Annotated in this window: 22 protein-coding genes and 2 pseudogenes; 16 read left to right on the top strand and 8 right to left on the bottom strand. The window is 62.1% G+C overall.

The genetic code is table 11. The features are described from left to right. Positions 1-123 precede the first annotated feature (123 nt). From ETW23_RS15865 to ETW23_RS15925, 13 genes and pseudogenes are all read left to right on the top strand, one after another. Positions 124-987: pseudogene (locus tag ETW23_RS15865) on the top strand (branched-chain amino acid aminotransferase). A gap of 313 nt (positions 988-1300) precedes the next feature. Beyond that, positions 1301-1756: a universal stress protein gene (locus tag ETW23_RS15870; RefSeq protein ID WP_129369919.1), complete on the top strand. Its 456-nt coding sequence runs from the start codon at positions 1301-1303 to the stop codon at positions 1754-1756. 22 nt (positions 1757-1778) lie between these two features. Then, entirely contained in the window at positions 1779-2378 is a 600-nt protein-coding gene (locus ETW23_RS15875) for a 2-hydroxychromene-2-carboxylate isomerase (RefSeq protein WP_134830582.1), read from the top strand. 69 nt (positions 2379-2447) lie between these two features. After that, complete coding sequence (locus tag ETW23_RS15880; RefSeq protein WP_129369917.1) at positions 2448-3014, top strand: NifU family protein; 567 nt, start codon at positions 2448-2450, stop codon at positions 3012-3014. Between the two features lie 21 nt (positions 3015-3035). Continuing rightward, entirely contained in the window at positions 3036-3632 is a 597-nt protein-coding gene (tsaB, locus tag ETW23_RS15885; protein WP_134830583.1) for a tRNA (adenosine(37)-N6)-threonylcarbamoyltransferase complex dimerization subunit type 1 TsaB, read from the top strand. Beyond that, positions 3625-4050 carry a GNAT family N-acetyltransferase gene (locus tag ETW23_RS15890; RefSeq protein ID WP_237455265.1) on the top strand — a complete coding sequence of 142 codons (426 nt, stop codon included), beginning with the start codon at positions 3625-3627 and terminating at the stop codon, positions 4048-4050. The genes tsaB and ETW23_RS15890 overlap by 8 nt, the downstream gene beginning before the upstream one ends. 155 nt (positions 4051-4205) lie before the next feature. Continuing rightward, a complete protein-coding gene (locus tag ETW23_RS15895; protein ID WP_134830584.1) occupies positions 4206-5201 on the top strand; it encodes a BMP family protein in 996 nt (331 codons plus the stop codon). A gap of 17 nt (positions 5202-5218) precedes the next feature. Then, positions 5219-5572: a nuclear transport factor 2 family protein gene (locus ETW23_RS15900; RefSeq protein WP_134830585.1), complete on the top strand. Its 354-nt coding sequence runs from the start codon at positions 5219-5221 to the stop codon at positions 5570-5572. Next, the gene (locus ETW23_RS15905; protein WP_134830586.1) at positions 5569-7098 is read left to right on the top strand and encodes an ABC transporter ATP-binding protein; all 1530 of its coding nucleotides are present in this window, start codon (positions 5569-5571) and stop codon (positions 7096-7098) included. Before ETW23_RS15900 ends, ETW23_RS15905 begins: the two co-directional genes overlap by 4 nt. After that, entirely contained in the window at positions 7099-8193 is a 1095-nt protein-coding gene (locus tag ETW23_RS15910) for an ABC transporter permease (RefSeq protein WP_129369912.1), read from the top strand. Continuing rightward, on the top strand, positions 8193-9158 hold the full coding sequence (locus ETW23_RS15915) for an ABC transporter permease (RefSeq protein WP_134830587.1): 966 nt from the start codon (positions 8193-8195) through the stop codon (positions 9156-9158). Before ETW23_RS15910 ends, ETW23_RS15915 begins: the two co-directional genes overlap by 1 nt. 287 nt (positions 9159-9445) lie before the next feature. Then, a complete protein-coding gene (locus tag ETW23_RS15920) occupies positions 9446-10369 on the top strand; it encodes a sulfite exporter TauE/SafE family protein (RefSeq protein WP_134830588.1) in 924 nt (307 codons plus the stop codon). A gap of 2 nt (positions 10370-10371) precedes the next feature. Further along, positions 10372-11157 carry a TIGR02186 family protein gene (locus ETW23_RS15925; protein WP_134830589.1) on the top strand — a complete coding sequence of 262 codons (786 nt, stop codon included), beginning with the start codon at positions 10372-10374 and terminating at the stop codon, positions 11155-11157. 165 nt (positions 11158-11322) lie between these two features. Here ETW23_RS15925 and ETW23_RS15930 read toward each other — a convergent pair whose 3' ends face one another. The 8 genes from ETW23_RS15930 to ETW23_RS26125 form a co-directional block, all read right to left on the bottom strand. Further along, entirely contained in the window at positions 11323-12060 is a 738-nt protein-coding gene (locus tag ETW23_RS15930) for an SDR family oxidoreductase (RefSeq protein ID WP_134830590.1), read from the bottom strand. After that, on the bottom strand, positions 12057-13595 hold the full coding sequence (locus tag ETW23_RS15935; protein WP_134830591.1) for an ATP-dependent RecD-like DNA helicase: 1539 nt from the start codon (positions 13593-13595) through the stop codon (positions 12057-12059). The genes ETW23_RS15930 and ETW23_RS15935 overlap by 4 nt, the downstream gene beginning before the upstream one ends. Positions 13596-13658: 63 nt before the next feature. Further along, positions 13659-14300: an acyl-homoserine-lactone synthase gene (locus ETW23_RS15940; protein ID WP_134830592.1), complete on the bottom strand. Its 642-nt coding sequence runs from the start codon at positions 14298-14300 to the stop codon at positions 13659-13661. 93 nt (positions 14301-14393) lie between these two features. Further along, entirely contained in the window at positions 14394-15113 is a 720-nt protein-coding gene (locus ETW23_RS15945) for a LuxR family transcriptional regulator (RefSeq protein WP_129369905.1), read from the bottom strand. A gap of 354 nt (positions 15114-15467) precedes the next feature. Next, complete coding sequence (ccrA, locus tag ETW23_RS15950) at positions 15468-16754, bottom strand: crotonyl-CoA carboxylase/reductase (RefSeq protein WP_129369904.1); 1287 nt, start codon at positions 16752-16754, stop codon at positions 15468-15470. 112 nt (positions 16755-16866) lie between these two features. Next, the gene (locus ETW23_RS15955; RefSeq protein WP_134830593.1) at positions 16867-18297 is read right to left on the bottom strand and encodes a 1-acyl-sn-glycerol-3-phosphate acyltransferase; all 1431 of its coding nucleotides are present in this window, start codon (positions 18295-18297) and stop codon (positions 16867-16869) included. An 81-nt stretch (positions 18298-18378) separates the two neighbouring features. Continuing rightward, positions 18379-19047, bottom strand: a complete 669-nt coding sequence (locus tag ETW23_RS26120; protein ID WP_368075851.1) for an acyltransferase family protein — start codon at positions 19045-19047, stop codon at positions 18379-18381. Then, positions 19032-19466 (bottom strand): acyltransferase, encoded by a 435-nt coding sequence (locus tag ETW23_RS26125; protein ID WP_254695052.1) that lies wholly within the window; start codon positions 19464-19466, stop codon positions 19032-19034. The genes ETW23_RS26120 and ETW23_RS26125 overlap by 16 nt, the downstream gene beginning before the upstream one ends. A 205-nt stretch (positions 19467-19671) precedes the next feature. On the opposite strand from ETW23_RS26125, the gene ETW23_RS15965 reads away from it, so the two are divergent. The 3 genes and pseudogenes from ETW23_RS15965 to deoD all read left to right on the top strand — a co-directional run bounded on the left by ETW23_RS15965 (position 19672) and on the right by deoD (position 22799). After that, positions 19672-21639: a protein meaA gene (locus ETW23_RS15965; RefSeq protein ID WP_129369902.1), complete on the top strand. Its 1968-nt coding sequence runs from the start codon at positions 19672-19674 to the stop codon at positions 21637-21639. A gap of 93 nt (positions 21640-21732) precedes the next feature. Next, positions 21733-22073 (top strand): annotated as a pseudogene (locus ETW23_RS15970) (H-NS family nucleoid-associated regulatory protein). Positions 22074-22094: 21 nt separating this feature from the next. Beyond that, complete coding sequence (deoD, locus tag ETW23_RS15975; RefSeq protein WP_134830594.1) at positions 22095-22799, top strand: purine-nucleoside phosphorylase; 705 nt, start codon at positions 22095-22097, stop codon at positions 22797-22799. Positions 22800-22961: the final 162 nt, after the last annotated feature.

Below are 22961 nucleotides of genomic sequence, written 5' to 3' on the forward strand. Positions count from 1 at the left end.
GCACTGAAAAACATGACACTTGCGCATCTCAAGGCCGCTCTTTCAGCCATCTGGAACGCAAGCCTGCCTGAACGGCCGCGCCAACTTTGCCTGGGTTTCGCGGCGTAAAGCGAGAGCGATGAAATGGCCGCGGGCAGCACCATCCGGACTTGTTTCGAAGGCAAATGGCATGATGGCAACCTGGCGGTGTTGCGGGCCGAGGATCATGCGATGTGGCTGGGATCTTCGGTGTTTGATGGCGCCCGGCTCTTTGACGGGGCGACCCCGGATCTGGACCTGCACTGCGCCCGCACCAATGCTTCGGCCCAGGCGCTGATGATGACGCCAATGCTTTCGGCAGAGCGGATGGTGGAGGTCGTCCGCGAAGGGCTGGAGGCGTTTGCGCCAGGTGCTACGGTCTAAATCCGGCCCATGTACTGGGCGGCCGGCGGGGATGAAACCCTGATCGCCCCCAAGGCGGACAGCACCTGCTTTGCGGTCACTCTGGAGGAAATCGCGATGGCGCCGGAAGCTGCTGCGGCAACGCTCACCCGCACCCGCTTCCGCCGTCCCGTCCTGGAAAACGCGGTGGTGAATGCCAAGGCCGGCTGCCTGTACCCCAACAACGCCCGGATGCTGCGGGAGGCACGCAGCAAAGGGTTCTCCAATGCGCTGGCGCTGGATGCGATGGGCAATGTGGCGGAAACCGCGACCAGCAATGTCTTCATGGTGCGTGATGGTGAGGTGTTCACGCCGATCCCAAACGGCACGTTTCTGGCCGGCATCACCCGCGCCCGCCACATCGGCCACATGCGCGCAGACGGTATCAAGGTACATGAGTGCGTGCTAGGCTACCAGGACTTCGAAGAGGCCGACGAGGTCTTTCTCTCCGGCAATATGAGCAAGATCACCCCAGTCACCGCCTTTGACGGGTGCCGGTATCAGGCCGGTCCCGTGGCCAAGCGGGTACGCGAAACGTACTGGGACTGGGCGTCCGGCCAGCAATAACGTTCTGCGCGCACCGCTGCCGGAGGAGGCTCCCGTCCGCATGCGACCTTTTTTGCAAAAGCCCGTGAAGCGGTTGGGCATTGCACCGTGCCTGCGCACGGTGCAATGCCGCGCATCTGCGCGGCGCCCGGCCCAATGCTGCCAAGGGGGTTCCGGCACAGCCGGAAACTCCTGCGGGAGCGGGAGCGCCCCTTCAAGCCTGACTGGCGGTATGCCTAGAGCCAGATGAACGCAACGGCCAAGCAGTTGTGGCTCTATTGCCTGATGCGCCTGCTTGGTTCATGATCCGCGGCGGAACAACGAGAGAGCGAAGATGCGCAAATTCCTAGTGGTCCTGGATGACAGCCGCGAATGCCTGAACGCAATGCGCTTTGCCGCGATGCGGGCAGCGCATACCGGCGCGGGCGTGACCATCCTGTCAGTCATCCCGCCCGACGAGTTCAACCACTGGATCGGTGTCGGCGAAGTGATGCGGGAAGAGGCGCGGGAGCGGATCCACGCCCATTTCGAAGTCTTTGCCAAATGGATGCGCGACCGCCAAAGCGTCGACCCCGATCTGGTGATCCGCGAAGGCGAACCGGTGCCCGAAATTCTGAAGTACATTGAGGACGACGCGGAAATCGGCGTGCTTGTGCTAGGAGCCGGCACCGGGCGCAAAGGACCGGGACCGCTGGTCACTCAGCTGACCAAAACATCCGGCGCCCTGCCGGTTCCGATCACGATTGTGCCGGGCGATCTGTCGAAAGAAAAGCTGGAAGCGATTACCTGACAGTCTTTGGGGGGCAAAGCCAATGGAACGCAGTGTCGCTTTCTGGTTCGAATTTGCCTCCACTTACTCCTATCTCAGCGCGATGAGGATCAGCAGCGCCGCCAAAGCGCGCGGCATTGCTGTTATCTGGAAGCCGTTTCTGCTGGGTCCCATCTTTGCCGCCCAGGGCTGGGACACGTCGCCGTTCAACCTCTACCCGGCCAAAGGGCGCTATATGTGGCGCGACATGCAGCGGATCTGCGCAGCCCGCGGCCTGCCCTTTTGCCACCCGGATCCGTTTCCGCAAAACGGGCTGATGGCCGCACGGCTGGCGCTGGCCGCATCGGAACAGGACCGGATCCAAGCCTTTGCCCAGTCCGTGTATCTGGCCCAGTTCGGCGACGGGGCCGATATCTCCGCTGAACCCGTTCTGCTGGACTGTTTGCACAAAGCTGGACTGGATGCGAACCTGCTGGACCGCGCGCAATCGCCTGAAATCAAATCGGCACTGCGCGCACAGACCGAAGCGGCCAGTGTCGCAGGCATTTTCGGCGCGCCCAGCTTCACCAGCGGCACAGAACTGTTCTGGGGCGACGACCGGCTGGAACAGGCTTTGGATCACGCCGCAGCCCGAACGATTTAGAATAGTTCCAAATCTTGACTTGGCGGGCCGCAGAGCGCATATCGGGGGCACGCTTAACGGAGACCCGACATGTTCATTCAGACTGAATCCACGCCCAACCCGGCGACGCTGAAATTCCTGCCGGGCCAGACCGTTCTGGAAGCAGGCACCGCTGATTTCCCCAGTGCTGATGCCGCAGGCAAATCGCCGCTGGCCTCCCGCATCTTTGCGGTAGACGGCGTGACCGGTGTGTTTTTCGGCAACGACTTTGTGACCGTGACCAAGGCGGACAGCATTGAGTGGGATCATATCAAACCCGCCATCCTGGGCGCGGTGATGGAACATTACCAGTCCGGCCAGCCGGTGATGGCGGACGGCTCTGCCGATCCGGCCTCGGGCCATGCCGAACATTCCGGCGAGGACGCAGAAATCGTCAACCAGATCAAGGAGCTGCTGGACAGCCGCGTGCGCCCGGCGGTGGCCCAGGACGGCGGCGATATCACCTTCCACGGCTTTGACCGCGGTGTGGTCTATCTGCATATGCAGGGGGCCTGCGCCGGCTGCCCGTCTTCGACCCTGACACTGAAGATGGGCATCGAGAACCTGCTGCGCCATTACATCCCGGAAGTCACCGAGGTGCGCCCGGTTGCTGTCTGATTGGCTGCGAAAGGACAAACCATGACGTCCGAACCGCTGGTTCTGGGTTTTGACACATCGGCCGCGCATTGTGCGGCCGCTTTGCTGCGCGGCGACGCAGTGCTGGCCTCCCGGCTTGAGGAAATGACCCGCGGCCAGGCTGAGCGGCTGATGCTGCTGCTGGAGGAGGTGCTGGCCGAAGGCGGCGCTGTCTGGCAGGATCTGGATGCGATTGGTGTTGGCATCGGCCCCGGCAATTTCACCGGCATCCGCATCGCCGTTTCCGCCGCCCGCGGCCTGGCGCTGGGGCTGGAGGTGCCGGCGGTGGGCGTCGACGGGTTTGAGGCCCGCGCCGCCGAGGGCACCCTGCCCGCCGTGCCCGCCCCGCGCGATCAGGTCTATGCCGCCTTGCCCGGCGAAGCACCGCGTCTGATGCCGCGCCAGGAGGCTGAAGATGCCGCCCGCGGTGCCGGGCTGGCCTTTGCGCCCGTGGCAAGCCCGGCAGGGATTGCCGAAGCTGTTGCGCGCATTGCCGCTGCACGGTTCCGCGCCGTGACTGATCCGCCTGCACCGCTGTACCTGCGCGCTGCAGATGCGGCGCCGTCCAGCGATGTTCCGCCTGCGCTGATTGATGAGTGAACCGCTGACACCAAAGAAGATGGCCGCGACCCATGCCGCGGCCTTTACCCGGTCCCGCCCGTGGCGCGCTGCTGAATTCGCCTCCCTGCTGGACAGCCCGCTGGTTTTCGCCGCCGGTGATGCGCGCTGTTTTGCCCTGGTGCGGGTAATTGCGGATGAGGCGGAACTGCTGACAATTGCCACCGATCCCGCGCATCAGCGCCAGGGATTGGCGCGGCGCTGCATGGCCGAGTGGGAATCAGCCGTCCGGGATCGCGGGGCCGCCGAAGCCTTCCTTGAGGTGGCCGAGGACAATGCCCCGGCGCAGGCACTGTACCGGGCCGGCGGATTCGCGGAGTGCGGCCGCCGGAAGGGCTACTACCTCCGCCAGGGTGCCGCCGCAGCGGACGCGATCCTGATGCGTAAAGCGTTACCTTAGGCCAGTTGCGCGGATTCCGCACCATTTGGTCAAAAAGCGGTTGACCCCCTCCCCGACCTGCAGGCTAAATTGCCGCACCCTTTAAGGCCTGAACGGGGCCGGGCAGCGGAGACCCCCCGCTGCATCCAACAATAATGACAGTGGGAGTTAACCTGATGACCCTGATGAAATCGCTGACGGGCGCAGCCGCGTCGCTGGCCCTGACCGCAGGCGCCGCACTGGCCGAGCCTGCGCTGATCTTCGACCTGGGCGGCAAGTTCGACAAAAGCTTTAACGAGGCAGCACACGGCGGCGCCCAGCGCTGGGCCGCTGAAACCGGCGAAAGCTACCGCGAGATCGAGCTGCAGTCCGAAGCCCAGCGCGAACAGGCGCTGCGCCGCTTTGCCGAGGCCGGCGCCAACCCGATCGTGATGGTGGGTTTTGCCTTTGCCGATGCCCTGGGCCAGGTGGCAGCCGATTACCCGGACACCAAATTCACCATCATCGACATGGTGGTTGAGGGCGACAATGTGCGCTCGGTTGTGTTCAACGAGCACGAAGGTTCCTATCTGGTTGGCATGATGGCGGCGATGGCGTCGAAATCGAACACCGTCGGCTTTATCGGCGGCATGGACATCCCGCTGATCCGAAAATTCGCCTGCGGCTATGCCGAAGGTGTCAAGGCGGCCAATCCGAACGCCAACGTGATTTCCAACATGACCGGCACCACCCCGGCGGCCTGGAACGACCCGGTCAAAGGCTCAGAGCTGACCAAGGCGCAGATCAGCCAAGGCGCTGACGTGGTCTATGCCGCGGCAGGCGGCACTGGCGTCGGCGTGCTGCAGACCGCGGCCGATGAAGGCATTCTGTCGATCGGCGTGGACAGCAACCAGAACCACCTGCATCCGGGCAAAGTGCTGACCTCGATGACCAAGAAGGTCGGCAACGCCGTGTTTGAGGCCTTCACCGACGGCGCGGACATGGAGACCGGCTTCTCTGTCATGGGCCTGTCCAATGGCGGTGTCGGCTATGCCATGGACGAGCACAACGCTTCCCTGGTCTCGGCTGAGATGCAGTCCGCCGTGGATGAAGCTGCCGCCAAGATCGCCTCGGGCGAGATCAAGGTGCACGATTACATGGCGGATGACAGCTGCCCCGCGCTGAGCTTCTAAAGAGAAAGCCCCAGGCCATGACGGATTCACTTCACACTCTGTTTGCGGCCTGGGGCGACCCAACGCCTGAAGGCCGCGCTGCAAAAACGGACGCGGCCATCGGGCCTCGTTTTTACTACTCCGATCCCAACTCTCCTGCCCCAATCGAAGGGCGCGATGCCTATCTGGAATATGTCGCGCAGTTCAGCGCGATGATGCCCGGTGCCGCGGCCAAGGTGGTTGCCGTCTCGGAACACCACGGCCACGTGCGCGCCACGGTGGATTTCGAAAAGGATGGCAAGCGCATGGTGCGCGGCCAGTATTTTGCTGATCTTGAAGACGGCAAAGTGGTGCGGCTGATCGGATTTACAGGCATGGGAGAGCCCGATTGACCGCCCCCGCCATTGAACTCAAAGGCATCTCCAAGGCCTTTGGCCCGGTCCAGGCGAACAAGGACATCTCGATCAGCGTCGCCCCCGGAACCATTCACGGGATCATCGGGGAAAACGGCGCCGGCAAATCAACGCTGATGTCGATCCTCTATGGGTTTTACAAGGCCGACAAAGGCGAGGTCTGGATCAAGGGGCAGCGGACTGCGATCCCCGACAGCCAGGCGGCGATTGCTGCCGGCATCGGCATGGTGTTCCAGCATTTCAAACTGGTGGAGAACTTCACCGTTCTGGAGAACATCGTGCTGGGCGCCGAGGACAGCGGCATGCTGATGCCCTCTCTGCGCCGCGCCCGCAAGGAGCTGAAGGCGCTGGAGGAGGAGTATGAGCTGTTTGTGGACCCCGACGCCCGCATCGACGAGATCGGCGTCGGCATGCAGCAGCGTGTCGAAATCCTCAAGGCGCTGTACCGCAAGGCCGAGATCCTGATCCTGGACGAGCCGACCGGCGTGCTGACGCCGTCCGAGGCCGATCAGCTGTTCCGCATCCTTGACCGGCTGCGCGCCGAAGGCAAAACCATCATCCTGATCACCCACAAGCTGCGGGAGATTATGGAGTATACCGACACGGTCTCGGTGATGCGGCGCGGCCAGATGACAGCCACCGTCAAAACGGCTGAAACCAGCCCCGAACACCTGGCCGAGCTGATGGTCGGCCGCAAGGTGCTGCTGCGGGTGGATAAGGTGCCCGCCCGGCCCGGGGCGCCGGTCCTTGAGATTGAAAACCTGCGGGTAGTGGATGAAGCCGGCGTTGAACGCGTCAAGGGTATCAACCTGACGGTGCGCGCAGGCGAGATTGTCGGCATCGCAGGGGTAGCCGGCAATGGCCAGTCGGAGCTTTTGGAGGTTCTGGGCGGCATGCGCGCGGGCAGCGGCAGCATCAAACTGCATGGCACCCCTTTGCCGCTTCAAGGCCATGGCGCGGATGCACGTGCGCGGCGGGACGCCCATATCGGCCATGTGCCGGAGGACCGCCAGCGCGAGGGCCTCATCATGGACTTCCACGCCTGGGAGAACGTGGCCTTTGGCTATCACCGCGATCCGGCCTACAAAAACGGACTGCTGTTGGACAATGCCGCCCTGCGGGCGGATACCGAAGCCAAGATGGAAAAGTTCGACGTGCGCCCGCCGGATCCCTGGCTGGCCGCCAAAAGCTTTTCCGGCGGCAACCAGCAGAAAATCGTCGTCGCGCGCGAGATTGAGCGCAACCCGGAGCTTTTGCTGATCGGCCAGCCGACCCGCGGCGTCGATATCGGCGCCATTGAGTTCATTCACAAACAGATCGTGGCCTTGCGCGATCAGGGCAAGGCGATCCTGCTGGTCTCGGTCGAGCTGGAGGAAATCCTGTCGCTGGCGGACCGGGTTGCGGTGATGTTTGACGGCATGATCATGGGGGAACGCCCCGCCGATCAGACCGACGAGAAAGAGCTGGGCCTGTTGATGGCCGGTGTCGCGGGGGAGGCCGCGTAAATGGAAAAGATGCCGAAATGGGCCGATGTGGTCCTGATCCCGCTGATCAGTCTGTTGCTGGCCGCGATCCTGTCAGCCCTGGTGATCCTCGGGATTGGCGAAGACCCGGTCGCCGCGGTCAAACTGATGGTCGATGGCGCCCTGGGGTCCACCTATGGCTGGGGCTACACGCTCTATTATGCCACCAACTTCATGTTCACCGGCCTTGCGGTGGCGGTTGCTGCCCATGCAGGCCTGTTCAACATCGGCGGCGAAGGCCAGGCGATGCTGGGCGGGCTTGGCGTGGCGCTGGTCTGCCTGCTGATCCCCTGGCCGCATTGGTCGCTGGCACTGGTCTTTGCCGCCCTCGGCGCCGGGATTTTCGGCGCCGCCTGGGCTGCGATCCCTGCCTATCTGCAGGCCAAGCGCGGCAGCCATATCGTGATCACCACCATCATGTTCAACTTCATTGCAGCAGCGGTGCTGAACTATGTGCTGGTCAATGTGCTGCGCCCCCAAGGCTCGATGGACCCGGCCACCGCGCGGTTTCCCGAAGCTGTGCATCTGCCGTCTTTGCATGAGCTGCTGGCCCCGGTCGGCATCAGCTTTTCCAAATCGGCACCGGCCAATGTCAGCCTGCTGGTTGCCGTCGGCGCCTGCCTGTTTATCTGGCTGCTGATCTGGCGCACGCCGCTGGGCTATGAAATCCGCTCGCTTGGCAAATCGGAACCGGGCGCGCGCTATGCCGGCATTTCTTCGGTGCGCACTGTCATGATCGCGATGCTGATCTCCGGCGCGATGGCCGGCATGATGGCGGTCAACAATGTGATGGGCGAGGCTGAACGGCTGGTGCTGAATGCCACAGAAGGCGCCGGTTTCATCGGCATCGCGGTGGCACTGATGGGCCGCAACCATCCGTTCGGCGTATTCCTGGCGGCGATCCTGTTCGGGTTCCTGTACCAGGGCGGCGCCGAGCTGGCGCTCTGGACCTCGATCCCGCGCGAGCTGATTGTGGTGATCCAGGCCTTGGTGATCCTGTTCACGGGCGCACTGGACAACATGGTGCGAATGCCGCTTGAAAAGATCTTCCTGGCGGCGCGGAAGGGGCGGAGCTGATGGATTTCCTGACGATCATCCAACTGCTGGATTCCACCGTCCGCCTGGCGACGCCGCTGCTGCTGGCCTGCCTCGCGGGCCTCTTTTCCGAACGCGCAGGCATTTTTGACATCGGCCTGGAAGGCAAGATGCTGATGGCAGCCTTCTTTTCCGCCGCTGTCGCTGCCGTCACCGGCAATGTCTGGCTGGGGCTGCTGGCCGGTATCGGATCCTCGCTGGTGCTGGCGGGCCTGCACGGGGTGGCGTCGATCACCTTCCGCGGCAACCAGCTGATTTCCGGCGTGGCCATCAACTTCCTCGCGGCAGGCATGACCGTGCTGATCGCACAGGACTGGTTCCAGCAGGGCGGCCGTACGCCTTCGCTGATCAGCGAAGGCCGGTTTGGCCCGGTCTCCTTGCCTTTTGCCGACAGCCTGTCCGGCGTGCCGGGACTGGGACCGGTCTATTCCGAGCTGCTATCGGGGCATTCAATCCTGGTCTACATCGCCTTTCTGGCGGTGCCTGCCACCTGGTGGGTGCTGTTCCGCACCCGCTTTGGACTGCGCCTGCGTGCGGTGGGGGAAAACCCGGCGGCGGTAGATACCGCCGGCGTCTCGGTTGTTGGCCTGCGATACGCGGCAGTGATGATCTGCGGCCTGTTGTGCGGCATTGCCGGTGCTTATCTGGCCACCGCCCTGCAGGCAGGTTTTGTCAAGGACATGACAGCGGGGCGCGGGTTCATCGCGCTTGCGGCGCTGATCTTCGCCAAGTGGCGGCCCTGGCACGCGATGGGCGCCTGCCTGCTGTTCGGCCTTTTGCAGGCCGTCGCGCTGCGGTTCCAAAACATCGAACTGGGCGGCATCACCATTCCGGTGCAGGCGATGGACGCACTGCCTTATGTGCTGACGGTGGTGATTCTTGCAGGTTTTGTCGGCAAGGCGATTCCGCCCCGCGCTGGCGGCGAGCCTTACGTCAAGGAGCGTTAAGCCCTGCGTCTGCCCTGCTGAAACACCCGGCCCCGCGCCGGGCGTTTCCTTTTCTGCCCCTCAGAGGCGTCACAGCAGGCCCCCGTTGCTCCGCACGCAGTGCGGTGCCCGGCCCAAGGCCGCCAAGGGGATTGGCGCAGCCATCTCCTGCGGGCGCGGGAGTGTCCCGCCTGTCCCCGTTCCGCAAACCCAGCGATAAGTCCAGTTTGATGCGTCAAATCAGTCCTGCACGCTGCAGAGCGGCATAGATCATTGATTTCTGAACGAACTGCGGTTTAACAAGGACCATGCAGATATACCTTCCCATAGCTGAGGTCTCGGTCAATGCCTTCCTTCTCCTGGGCCTCGGGGGAGTGGTCGGGGTTCTCTCGGGCATGTTCGGAGTCGGCGGCGGCTTTCTGATGACGCCGCTGTTGTTTTTCATCGGCATCCCGCCAGCCGTGGCGGTGGCCACGGAAGCGAACCAGATTGTCGCCTCGTCCTTTTCCGGGGTGCTGGCGCATTTCCGAAGGCGCACCGTCGATATCAAGATGGGACTTGTGCTGCAGGCCGGCGGCCTGATGGGCGCGGCGCTTGGGGTGGTGGTGTTCAACTACCTCAAGGCGCTTGGCCAAGTCGATCTGCTGGTCAAGCTTTGCTATGTCGTCTTCCTGGGTGTGGTCGGCGCGTTGATGTTCATCGAAAGCCTGAATGCCATCCGCAAATCCAAGAAAGCGGGCGGCGCGGCCCCTGCAGCACGGCGCCAGCGCAGCTGGGTTCATGCGCTGCCATTCAAGATGCGGTTCCGCACCTCGGGTCTCTATATCTCGGTGATCCCGCCGGTGCTGGTCGGCATCTGCGTCGGCATTCTGGCCGCGATCATGGGGGTCGGCGGCGGTTTCATCATGGTGCCTGCGATGATCTACATCCTCGGCATGCCGACCAAAGTGGTTGTCGGCACCTCGCTGTTCCAGATCATCACGGTCACCGCTTTCACCACCATGCTGCATGCCACCACCAACTATACGGTGGACATCGTTCTGGCAGTGCTGCTGCTGGTCGGCGGCGTGATCGGCGCCCAGATCGGCACCCGCATCGGTGTCTACCTCAAGGCCGAACAGCTGCGCATCCTGCTGGCGCTGATGGTGATCATCGTCTGCGTCAAGCTGGGGCTTGAGCTGCTGCTGCAACCGGCTGAGCTGTACTCCCTCGGCGCTGCGGGAGGCCATTGATCATGCGCAAGCTGTTTATGTACGCCCTCACAGCTGCCGCCCTGGCACTGCTGCCGCAGTCAGCGGCCCAGGCCGCCAAGGAAGAAGTTGTTTTGGGCCTCAGCCAGGACCGGGTGGCAATCACCGCCACTTTCGATGGTTCGGAGATTCTGATCTTTGGCGCGGTGAAACGCGAAAGCCCGATCCCGTCGGAGGATCCGCTGGAAGTGATCGTCACAGTGTCCGGCCCTGCCCCGGCAGTCATGGTGCGCCGCAAGGAAAAGAAACTGGGCATCTGGGTCAATGTGGACAGCGTGCTGGTCGACTCGGCCCCGGCTTTCTATGCGGTAGCCACCAGCGCACCGTTTGCCCAGGTGCTGACGGATACCGAAGATCTGCGTTTCCGGGTATCCATCGAACGGGCCATCCGATCGGTCGGTGCGGCAATGCACATCCGCGGCGCCCAGTCCTTTGCTGACGCGGTGGTGCGCATCCGCGAGGACAACGGGCTCTACTCGCTGCGGGAAAATACTGTCGCAGTGGATGAGCAGACCCTGTTCCGCACCGCCATCGAAATGCCGGCGGACCTGACTGAGGGCGATTACCAGACCCGCATCTTTCTGACCCGCGGCGGCGAGGTTGTGTCCAGTTACGAGACCACAATCGATGTGCGCAAAGTGGGGCTGGAACGGTTCCTGTTTTCGATGTCCCGCGAGCAGCCGTTTCTTTATGGCCTGATGGCATTGGCCATTGCGATCGCCTCCGGCTGGGGCGCCTCCGCGGCCTTCAGCCTGCTTCGGAACCGGTAAGAGGGGCCTGCCCCTCTTGGCCGTACGGCCAATTCACCCCGGGGTATTTTGACCAGAAAGAAGCCCCCTGGTCCTTCTTTGCGGAAGCACTCCCGCCGGAGGCGCGCTGCGCCATGCCCAACGGGAGCGGCGCATATCTAATGCGCCGGTGACGGGCGGGAGACATCAGCCGCGTCCGATATAGGGCATTTTGGCCGCCATCACCGTCATGAACTGAACATTCGCCTCCAGCGGCAAACTTGCCATATGCAGCACTGAGTTTGCTGCATCCTCCACCGCAAATGTATGCATCGGTTCGGCACCAGGGTTGGCGACGGCGTGACGCTGGCTCAGGTCTTCGACCATCGGGGTCCTGGTGTTGCCGATATCGATCTGGCCGCAGGCGATATCAAAGGGGCGGCCGTCCAGTGACAGGCTTTTGGTGAGGCCGGTGATCGCTGCCTTGGTGGCCGCATAAGGCGCCGAATGGGGCCGCGGGACATGGGCGGCGATTGAGCCGTTGTTGATGATCCGCCCGCCCTGCGGCGATTGCTGCCGCATCTGGCGGAAACACGCTCGGGCGGTCAGGTACATACCTGTGAGGTTCACATTGACGGAGGCAAACCAGTCTTCCAACGGGATTTCATCAATGGTGCCGGGCGGGGTGAAGATGCCAGCGTTGTTGAACAGAACGTCCAGCCGCCCCGCCGCCATGGCAAAGCTGTTCACCGCATGATCCACAGCCGCCGGGTCGGTCACATCCGCTGGCAGCACATGGGCGCCCGTGCGGCCCTGTGCCACCTGCTGCAGCTTGTCCGCGCGGCGCGCCAGCAGGCCAACCTGCCAGCCTCCCGTCAGGAACAGTTCTGCGACGGCACGGCCGATGCCTGAGCTGGCGCCGGTGATCAGGATGGATTTGCTCATGCCGGGGTACTCTCCTGCGTCTCCAGCGTCAGCGCGGCGGCTGGCACCGCCTTCAGGTCATCCACCTGCAAAGGGCCCGACGGTTTGGCCAATCGGTTGCGCACCACCCAGATCAGCCGCTCCTGCGCCCGGGTGATCGCCACATAGGCGAGGCGCTTCCACAGCGGCTGGCCTGCTTCGACCCGGCCCATGCGGGCGGCGGCATAGATATCCGGGGCAAACACCTGAGTGGTGTCCCATTGCGAGCCTTGCGCCTTGTGGATGGTCACCGCCGCACCATGCAGGAAAGTGGCGCCCATGCGGGCGGCGTAGGGGATGAACGGCTCTTCCTCGTCCGGTTTTTCGATTTTCACGATAGAGGCCGCAGAGACCTGCGGATCCTCGGCCCCCATCACATGCAAGCGGGAGAATCCGGGTTTACGGCCGGCGCCGAGAAAGATCACCTGGGCGCCCTTGATCAGCCCGCGGGCCTCCAGGTCCAAGCGTTTCTTGCGGTGTTTCATCGGCAGTTCGATACCGTCGCAAATCAATGGCTCTCCGGCGATCAGCGCATCCTCAGGTGCGCCGTGGACATTCCGGAAGGCATTGATCAGCCGGATTCTTGTATTGTTGCGCCAGACCAGCACCGGTGAGCGCGCCATCAGGTCAACCTCGACCCGCTGACCCCAAACCACACGGTCATCGCGCCGGGCGGTGTCTTCGATCATCCGCTCAAAATCCTCGAACCGCAGCTCCGGGTCGGCCAATGCGTGGGCAAGATCCAGGATCGGATTGCCAGCCTCTTGCCGGTGGATGCGGTTCAGGATCAGGCGCTGCGGCTCCGGCAGGGTATCAAACACCATTGAGCCTGACTGATTGACCGGGGCCAGCTGCGCCGGGTCGCCAAACAGCACCAGATTGGGGAAAATCTCCTTCAGGTCTTCGAACTGGCGGTCGTCCAGCATCGAGGCTTCGTCGACAAAGCCGATGTCCAGCGGCTCCTCGCGCCGTTTCCAGCCGGTGATGAAGTCCGAGCCGCGCAGGCCCGCGGCGGCCAGGGCGCCGGGGATCGATTTGTTTTTCTCAAAGAACGCAGCCGCGCGGGCCAGGGCTTCCTCGGTCAGCCCTTCAATCTCGGGCTTGTCCCCCTGCCCCGCCAGCCATTCGGCGATGCGTTCGTATTCCGGGTCATAGACCGGTGTGTAAAGAATGCGGTGAATGGTGGTCGCGGGCACGCCGCGCAGGCGCAGCACGCTGGCGGCCTTGTTGGTTGGCGCCAGGATCGCCAGGGTGCGGCGGTCGTCGCTCTTCTTGCGGCTTTCATAGTCGCCGGAGACGACCTCGACCCCGGCCTGCTCCAGCGCCTTGTACAGCTCGGCCAGCAGCAGCGTCTTGCCCGATCCAGCCTTGCCGATCACTGCCATCACCCCGGCGTCGCCGCGGGGCGGGTGCAGCAACCCGTCATCAAGATCCACCCCTGCCTTGCGCAGGAGTTCGGTCACGCTGTCAAAAGCGGTGGCCTGGTCGTCGGAGAACTGTACGGGCAGAGCTGTCATTGCGCGACCCTACAGCCGCGGGACCGGGTCCGCCAGAGGATCCGGCCCCGGATTTCGACTCAATCAGCCGGTGAGAGCCATGGGTGCTGCTGCACTGGCACTGCCAAAGGACCGATCGAACCAGAGCTGCGACAGATCAGGGGCAATCCCGGCCTTGGAGGCGACTTTCAGATAGACCTCAGGCGTGTATTCCCACAGGCCGAGGCAGATCCGTTCACGGCCTTCGCCCTGGGTGCCGATGATGTCCGGGCTGAAGCCGAGGCTGCGGTAGATCCGCACCATGCGCCGGTCAAAGACCCCGGCGAAATGCGCGACGGAAAAATTGCGCATGATCTCGACCCCGCCCAGGGTCAGCGCCCCCGCCACATTGACGCCCGCGTCGCGTGACAGGCAGAAGCGGGTGCATTCCCAGATCAGCGGGCTGCAGATCGGCACCCCGCCGGCCAGGTCAAGAAAGACGTCATTGACCATCACCGGCCCAGTGGTCGGAAGAAACCGCATCGAGCCGCCATGGCTGCCATCCGGCATTTCCCAGACCACATAGAGCGGATCCAGCTGGTCGTACTGGTCGCGCTCCTCCCCCTTGCGGTCCACCTGCACCTCCCAGCCCAGCCGGGCCTGGAATTGATCCGCACGGTCGCGGAACATCGAGTGTGCAAGGTCTGCATGGTTGTGAAGATCATGGCCGTAGATATAGCGAAGCATTGATTAGTCCCCTTCTGGTAGATCAGTGGGGACAGATTACGCCTGCGAAATGCAATTTCAGAGTGTATTTACAAAGACCGTCACACTCTGACGTTAAACTACAATAAAACCGAGTGTCATGGCCCGGGCAATGGCGTGCGTCGTATTGATTGCACCAAGCTTGAACCGGGCACTTTCAATATAGACACGCAGCGTGTGCTCAGAGATTGACAGGGTTTTTGCCACCTGTGCACGGCTGTAGCCGATGGCCAGCAATGTCAGGGCGTCCACTTCACGCGGTGACAGCGGCTGAGCCTGCTCCGGGCTGCGGCTGGGCTCAAACTCAAGCGCCTTCCGGTTGAAATAATGTGCCATCAGGATCATATCGCGGCTGCAGCGTTCCGTGAGCTTTTCCCAGGTCTCGTCGTCGCAATTATGGCTGACGGTAAACACCGCAAATTGCCCGTTCGGCCCGCGGATCGGAATTGAGTAGCCCTGGTTGCCGACCCCATGCTCCAGCGCGTCTTTCAGGAACTCGCGAGCCGGTTTCGGCGACCAGTCCAGCCGCTTCCAGTCAACCGGGTGGAACCGCTGATAGCAGCCGGCCACCACCGGATCGACCCGCACATAGGCCATTTCCTGGTAGCGCTCGACCCAAGCCTGCGGATAGGTGCCGAAATGGTAGTGGTCGCCGGCGCTGTCGACCCAGTGATACATGGCATGATCAACCCCGAACACACCGCGCACCTGGTCAATAATCAATTGCAGCCCGTCAAGGGTCTTGGTGGCGTCAAGCGCCTCCAGAATGCGGTCCAACTCTGCCTTATGTGCCATTGCCGTATACCAGTTCAGTCCAGAGCCTGCCCGATCCGGCTATTCACAACCAGCAAGGCTGTCTCTGGGTTCGTTGCAGACAACTGTTGTTCTTTTGCAGTGCGGGGCTTTGTGCGGTCAATGACAACCTCAAGGGTTTGGGCAGTTTACTGCTGCCAGGCATCCGATTGCGCGGGTATTGCGCCGGGAGCGCAACACCAACAACATAATTTCGCGGCCTGCGAACCGCGCCTCCCCAGAAATAGGGAGGGCGCAGCGGTTAACTTCCTGAAACGGATAAAATTACAAAAAAACCCGCGAAGCACATATGTGATTCGCGGGGAGATTTCAGTCCATCCTGAACGCGCCGGCAAATCAGCCTTTGGCGTCGAGCACATCCTGAAGGGTGCGCAGGCCGGTCTTTGGCGCCTGAACCAGAACCGACATGTTGCCGGGCAGGTGCTCGTTGCGCAGCATCTTCATATGCGCCTCCGGCAGATCGTTCCAGGTAAAGACTTCGGACATGCAGGGATCCAGGCGGCGCTCGACCATCAGTTTGTTTGCAGACGCGGCCTGCTTGAGATGGGCAAAATGCGAACCCTGCAAACGTTTCTGATGCATCCACATGTAGCGCACGTCAAAGGTCAGGTTATAGCCGGTGGTGCCCGCGCAGATCACAACCATGCCGCCCTTTTTACAGACGAAAGTCGAGACTGGAAAAGTGCTCTCACCGGGATGTTCGAACACCATGTCGACGTTTACGCCTTTGCCGGTGATGTCCCAGATCGCTTTGCCGAATTTACGCGCTTCCTTGAACCAGGCAGCGTATTCGGGGGTGTTCACTGTGGGCATTTGCCCCCAGCAATTGAAGTCCTTGCGGTTCAGAACGCCCTTGGCGCCCAGCCCCATGACAAAGTCGCGCTTGCTTTCATCCGAGATCACGCCGATGGCGTTGGCGCCGGCCGTGTTGATCAGCTGGATCGCATAGGACCCCAGGCCGCCCGAAGCGCCCCAGACCAGCACGTTCTGGCCCGGCTTCAGGTCATGCGGCTCGTGGCCGAACAGCATCCGGTAAGCGGTGGCGAGCGTCAGCGTGTAGCAGGCGCTTTCTTCCCAGGTCAGGTGCTTGGGGCGCGGCATCAGCTGCTGGGCCTGCACATTGGTGAACTGAGCGAACGAACCGTCCGGGGTCTCATAGCCCCAGATCCGCTGGCTGGTCGAGAACATCGGATCGCCGCCGTTGCATTCCTCGTCGTCGCCGTCGTCCTGGTTGCAGTGGATCACCACCTCGTCGCCGACTTTCCAGCGGGTGACTTTGGAGCCGACCGCCCAGACGATGCCGGCAGCATCGGAACCGGCAATGTGATAAGGCGCCTTGTGGCCGTCAAAGGGTGAGATCGGCGTGCCGAGGGAGGCCCAGACGCCATTGTAGTTGACGCCCGCCGCCATCACCAGAACCAGCACTTCGTTGCTGTCCAGCTCGGGCACGTCGACCACTTCCTGCTCCATCGCAGTGTTCGGCTCGCCGTGGCGTTCCTTGCGGATCGCCCATGCGTACATCTTTTTGGGCACATATCCCATCGGGGGCATTTCGCCCATCTCATAGAGATCTTTCTCGGGCGCCTCGTACGACATGACGTCAGTCTGGGTATCCAATGCCATGATGGCCTCCTTTGCATCCTGTCAATTGCCGCGGTGCAGAATCGCAGCGGTTACCTGAGGGATAGGATTGAGAAGGTAATATTGCAACCTCTTTTGGCAAGTATGGGTAATTTTATGACCCTGCAGATGCAGCATTGTCCTTGGCAGGTGCAGAAAAACCGTCGCCGCCATCCGCGTTCGGACCGTTTCGAGGCAACAGGTGGCGGATCGAATTGGCATAGAAGGCCAGCAGATCGCGCCGCGCCGCGACCGGGCTGAACCGCCCGTTGTTCTCGGTGATAAGACCGCGCCGCGCCAGCTGCCTCAGCCCTGCGTCCGCGGCATAGGCCAGGTTTTCCCGCGGCATGTGGACATGGGCCAGCGGCATCGCCGCAATCAGATCCGCCAGCTGATGCTCAACCGCGGCACGGCTGAGGGGACCGTGCTGCTGCAGGATGGCGGCAATCAGCGGCACCGGCAGAACCGGGACAATGGCGCTGATCCGTGCCATCAATTCACGCCCCAGCGGCTTGGTCATGTCCCCGTCCCGCCCGGCACCAAACGCGGCCAGGCTGAGGGGGCGGCCAAAGTTCACGCCGGCATAGCCCGAACGGTGGTAACGCCCGGTCATCCACAGCCACAACAGCCGCAGCAGCCGCAGCGCCACCAGGCCGATGCGGGCCCGGAACCTGCGGTCGCCATCCTTGGCAGCAGAGGTCAGGATCCTGTCTTCCAGCACCCGGTCGTAATTCAACGCCACCGGCACAAAGACCACATCGCGCCCCTCCGGGTCATAACCTTCGACAATATACTTCAGCAGGCCCAGCTTGGGTGCAGCAATGGCACCGTCCAGGCTTAGGCCCCCTTCGGGAAACATCGCCTGGGTGGATCCGCCGCGGGTTGCCAGCCGCACATAGGAGGCCAGCACTTTGCGGTAGAGATCATTGCGCGAACGGCGGCGGATAAAATAGGCGCCCATCGCCCGGATCAGACGTGACAGCGGCCAGACCCGCGCCCATTCCCCCACCGCATAAGACAGCGCCGTGCGATCCGCCGCCAGATAAGTGACCAGCACATAGTCCATGTTCGAACGGTGGTTCATCACAAAGACCACCGTTGCATTCGGGTCGATGGCGCGCAGCGCCGCCTCGTCCTGATGGCCCAGCCGCACCCTGTAGACCGTATTGGACAACAGCCGCGCCGCGCGGATGGCGAGGCCGAAATAGGCAAAAGCGGAAAACCCGGGCACGATCTCGCGGGCATAGCGGCGCACCTGTTCAAACGCCACGTTTTCGGGAATGCCTTCTGCCGCCGCGTGATCCGCCGCTGCCTGCGCGACCTGCGGATCGTGGATCAGCCGCTGAATCATGTCGTGGCGCCGGGCCAGCTTGAACGGCTCAATCGGGCGCTCCAGCCGCTTGTTCAGCCGCGCCACGGCACGCTCCAGACGCCGCCGGAAAAACCAGCGCACCGAAGGAAACAGAAAATGCGAGGCAAAAGTCACCGCGGCGAAGCCCACGATCAGCATGAATAACCACAGCGGAATTTCCACAGTTTGCGTCATATCGGGACAGTTGCGCAGGCCGCAGGGTGTTACAAGGGAAATTGAGGACGCGCACCGGTCCTGCCGCAATGCTGCCGCGCATTACTCCCGTTGCAGGCCGTCCGGCACATCCGCCGGTCTGGGCTCCTGGAACCACGCGCCCAATCGTCTGGCAAGAGATTGCGAGGGCTTCTCGACCCAGGTGAAGACACCCCAGGACAGCAGCACTATCCCGCCCAGCACCCCCGCAGCGCTGGCAAGATACACCGCGCCGGGCAGGCCTGGGGGTAACAGGGACAACAGCGTGATACCGATATTGTTGTGCAGCAGATAAACCGAATAACTGACCAGCCCGATCCAGGACAAAGGCCGCCATCCCAGCAGCCGCGCCGCAGGCAGGCGCCAGGCGCAGGCGGCAACAATCAGGTAGATCAGCGTCAGTATTGCAGCCTCTCCCGTGTCCTGCGCCATGCCCAGCGCCACCGCAAAACTTGCCCCCAGCAGCGCAAGCGTACGGGTGCAGGCGCCATGGCTGTATACCTGGGCAAAAAGGACACCGGCCGCAAACAAATGCGCATAGCCCACGAGCAGCAGCATGTTCAGTTGCAAAGGCACAAGGTCTGGAAAAATGAAGTCCGCCGCTAACAAGACAGATTGCCCGGCCAAAAGCACCAGGGCTGCACCTTCGGCAAACCGGCGGAGCCCGAAGACTGCAAACAAAACCGCCGCCCAGAGGTAAAACAGCACTTCACAGGTCAATGTCCAGTACACCCCGTCAATGTAGCCGTCGAAGCCGAAATTGAACCGCCAGAAGGCTGGGGGATAAAGCTTAGCGATGCCGCAAAGCCGCTGAAGCCGGTCTGCACAGAGTTGCTGAATGCGCTGTCGATGAGGTGCATGGCCATAAAAGTGATGACCGCGCAGACCGCCAGAGGCGGCCACAGCCGCAGCAGGCGCTTGAACAGAAACACGTGCAAGCCGCTTCCAGACCTGAGCGAGACCGAAATGACAAAACCGGAAATGACAAAGAACAGGTGAACACCAAGGTAGCCGTAACCCGCCACGGGCAGAAGGCTGTCCCCATAGGGGTAGAATTCTGGAAAACGCTGAAAGTAGTGGAACAGAACGACGGACAGCAAGGCAATGGCGCGCAACCCGTCAAACTCGGTCAGCCTGCTGGTTTCAGCCATAAAGCCCTCAATGAAAATTAGATGTAAATACCGCGGACCCTATGCGGGAGGCGGCTTTGCCGCAATCTACCTTTTGGAGAAACTGAAGAAATTGATACTGCTAAGGGCAATGCCGCAACGCAGCGAATTGACATGGGTCGAAAATTGCAGTTTACATCTGCGTGACGAAATAAAATTACCGCCACACTGACTCGCGAGGCCCGACATGCCGCAGATGCAAAAAGACCGCCCCTGGCTGATCCGCACCTATGCCGGCCACTCCACGGCATCGGCGTCCAACGCGTTGTACCGCGCCAACCTGGCCAAGGGACAGACCGGCCTATCGGTGGCCTTCGACCTGCCGACCCAGACCGGGTATGACAGCGACCACGTGCTGGCGCGCGGCGAAGTGGGCAAGGTCGGCGTGCCGGTCGGCCATCTGGGCGACATGCGGGCGCTGTTCGATCAAATCCCGCTAGAGCAGATGAATACCTCGATGACCATCAATGCGACGGCGCCCTGGCTGCTGTCGCTTTACATCGCGGTGGCCGAGGAACAGGGCGCGGATGTCGCCAAACTGCAGGGCACGGTGCAGAACGATCTGATCAAGGAATATCTGAGCCGCGGCACCTATGTCTGCCCGCCCAAACCCAGCCTCAAGATGATCGCGGATGTGGCCGAGTACTGCTATACCAACGTGCCCAAGTGGAACCCGATGAACGTGTGTTCCTACCACCTGCAGGAGGCCGGTGCCACGCCGGAGCAGGAGCTGGCCTTTGCACTGGCCACCGCCCAGGCGGTTCTGGACGAGCTGAAGCCGCGCATCGCGCCGGAAGACTTCCCGGCGATGGTCGGGCGGATCTCCTTCTTTGTGAATGCGGGCATCCGCTTTGTCACCGAGATGTGCAAGATGCGCGCCTTTGTCGATCTGTGGGATGAGATCTGCCGCGACCGCTACGGCGTGGGCGATCCGAAATTCCGCCGCTTCCGTTACGGCGTGCAGGTCAACTCGCTGGGCCTGACCGAACAGCAGCCGGAAAACAACGTCTACCGCATCCTGATCGAGATGCTGGCGGTGACCCTGTCGAAAAAAGCCCGCGCCCGCGCGGTGCAGCTGCCCGCCTGGAACGAAGCACTTGGCCTGCCCCGCCCCTGGGACCAGCAGTGGTCGATGCGGATGCAGCAAATTCTGGCCTATGAGACCGATCTGCTGGAGTATGGCGACTTGTTCGATGGCAACCCGGCGGTGGATGCCAAGGTCGAAGAGCTGAAGGACGGCGCCCGGGCCGAACTGGCCAACCTGGAATCGATGGGCGGCGCCGTCGCCTCGATCGAGTATATGAAGGGCCGCCTGGTCGACTCCAACGCCGAGCGTCTGAACCGGATTGAAAAGAACGAGACCGTTGTGGTCGGCGTCAACAAATGGACCGAGGGCGAGCCTTCGCCGCTGCAGACCGAAGACGGCGGCATCATGGTTGTGGACCCGGCAGTCGAGCAGGAGCAGATCAACCGCCTGAACGCCTGGCGCGCTGAACGCGATACTGCGGCGGTCGAAGCTGCACTAGCCGCCCTGCGGGCTGCGGCGAAAAGCGGCGCCAATATCATGGAACCGTCCATCGCCGCTGCCAAGGCTGGCGTCACCACCGGCGAATGGGCCGAGGAGATGCGCAAGGTCCACGGCACCTACCGCGGTCCGACCGGCGTGTCGGCGTCCGTTTCCAATAAGACCGAAGGACTGGACGACCTGCGCGATGCGGTGAATGCGGTCAGCGACGTCCTGGGCCGCCGGATTAAATTCGTGGTTGGCAAGCCGGGGCTGGACGGCCATTCCAACGGCGCCGAGCAAATCGCCTTCCGTGCCCGCGATTGCGGCATGGACATCACCTATGACGGCATCCGCATGACCCCGGCAGAGCTGGTAGAAGCCGCGCAAAAAGACGACGCCCATGTGGTTGGCCTGTCGATCCTGTCCGGCAGCCACCTGCCGCTGGTCGAGGAAATGATGAGCCGGATGCAAGAGGCCGGTCTTGGCCACATCCCGGTGATTGTCGGCGGGATCATCCCCGATGACGACGCGGCAAGGTTGAAAACCATGGGCGTGGCTCGCGTTTACACCCCCAAAGACTTTGAGCTCAATTCAATTATGAGCGACATTGTGAACTTGGCAAGGCCACCGGAAATTGCAGCAAATTGATCTTTCTTAGGCAATTTTCCGCGAATTTCCAAAAAGATGCTGAAACGCGTCTGGCATTTGCGCCATAAGGAATGACATACCGGGGCTTCCGGTATGTCATTTAATGTGGAGTGCAGAATGACCCTCGATCTTTCGGCAATGACCAGAAAAGAACTTCTTCAGCTGCAAAGCGATGTGGAAGAAGCGCTGCGCACAGCAGAACTGCGCGAACGCCAGGAAGCTTTGAAAGCGGCTGAAGAAGCGGCTGCGAAATACGGCTTCTCCCTGGACGAAATCGCCGGTACTTCGCGCCAGGGCGTAAAGAAAAACAAAGCGGCCCCAAATACCGCAACCCCAGCAACCATGACGAAACCTGGACCGGCCGCGGCCGCAAACCGCATTGGGTGCATGCTGCGCTGACCGCAGGTATGGATATTTCCGACCTGGAAATCTGAACCTGACGGCGGAGCAAAACCATGACCATTCATATTGGTGCCGCAAAAGGCGATATTGCGGAAACTGTTTTGATGCCTGGCGACCCCTACCGGGCGAAATGGGCTGCTGAGACATTTTTGAAAGACGCCAAACTGGTTAACGAAGTGCGCGGGATGCTGGGCTACACCGGCAGCTGGAACGGGCATCCGGTGACCATTCAAGGCAGCGGCATGGGGATGCCCTCGCTGTCGATCTACGTCAATGAGCTGATCCGCGATTTCGGCGCCAAGACGCTGATCCGCATCGGCTCCTGCGGTGGCATGCAGGACAGGGTCAAGGTCCGCGACGTGATTCTGGCGATGACTGCCAGCACTCTGAACAGCCCCTCCAGCGGCATCTTCCGGGAGCTGAACTTTGCCCCCTGCGCTGATTGGGACCTGCTGCAGGCGGCGGCGCAAGCTGCGGCGAAACGTGATGCTGCAACGCATATCGGCGGCATCTACTCGTCAGATGTGTTCTATGACGAGCGCCCCGATCTGAATGAACAGATGGTGCGTCATGGCATTCTAGGCGTGGAAATGGAAGCCGCAGAGCTTTACACGCTTGCGGCCCGGCATGGCTGCCGGGCTCTGGCAGTGCTGACGGTGTCTGACCATCTGCGCACCGGCGAAGCCTTGCCGTCCGATCAGCGGGAACGCAGCTTTGGCGACATGGTGGAAATTGCGTTGGAAGCCGCATTTTCCTGATGTCGGGTTAATTCATTAAAAAGTAAGGGCAGCGGTTTTCCTCTGCCCTTTTTATTGCCAGCCTGAATTTTTGACCAATGCGGCCAAGAGCCACTTTGAATGCATTCTCTGCCTGCATTGCCTCATGGTGCCCTTAAGGCTGAACCCGTGTGACGCCGCTGC

The sequence above is a fragment of the Leisingera sp. NJS201 genome (assembly GCF_004535885.1).
In the GTDB taxonomy this organism is placed as follows: domain Bacteria; phylum Pseudomonadota; class Alphaproteobacteria; order Rhodobacterales; family Rhodobacteraceae; genus Leisingera.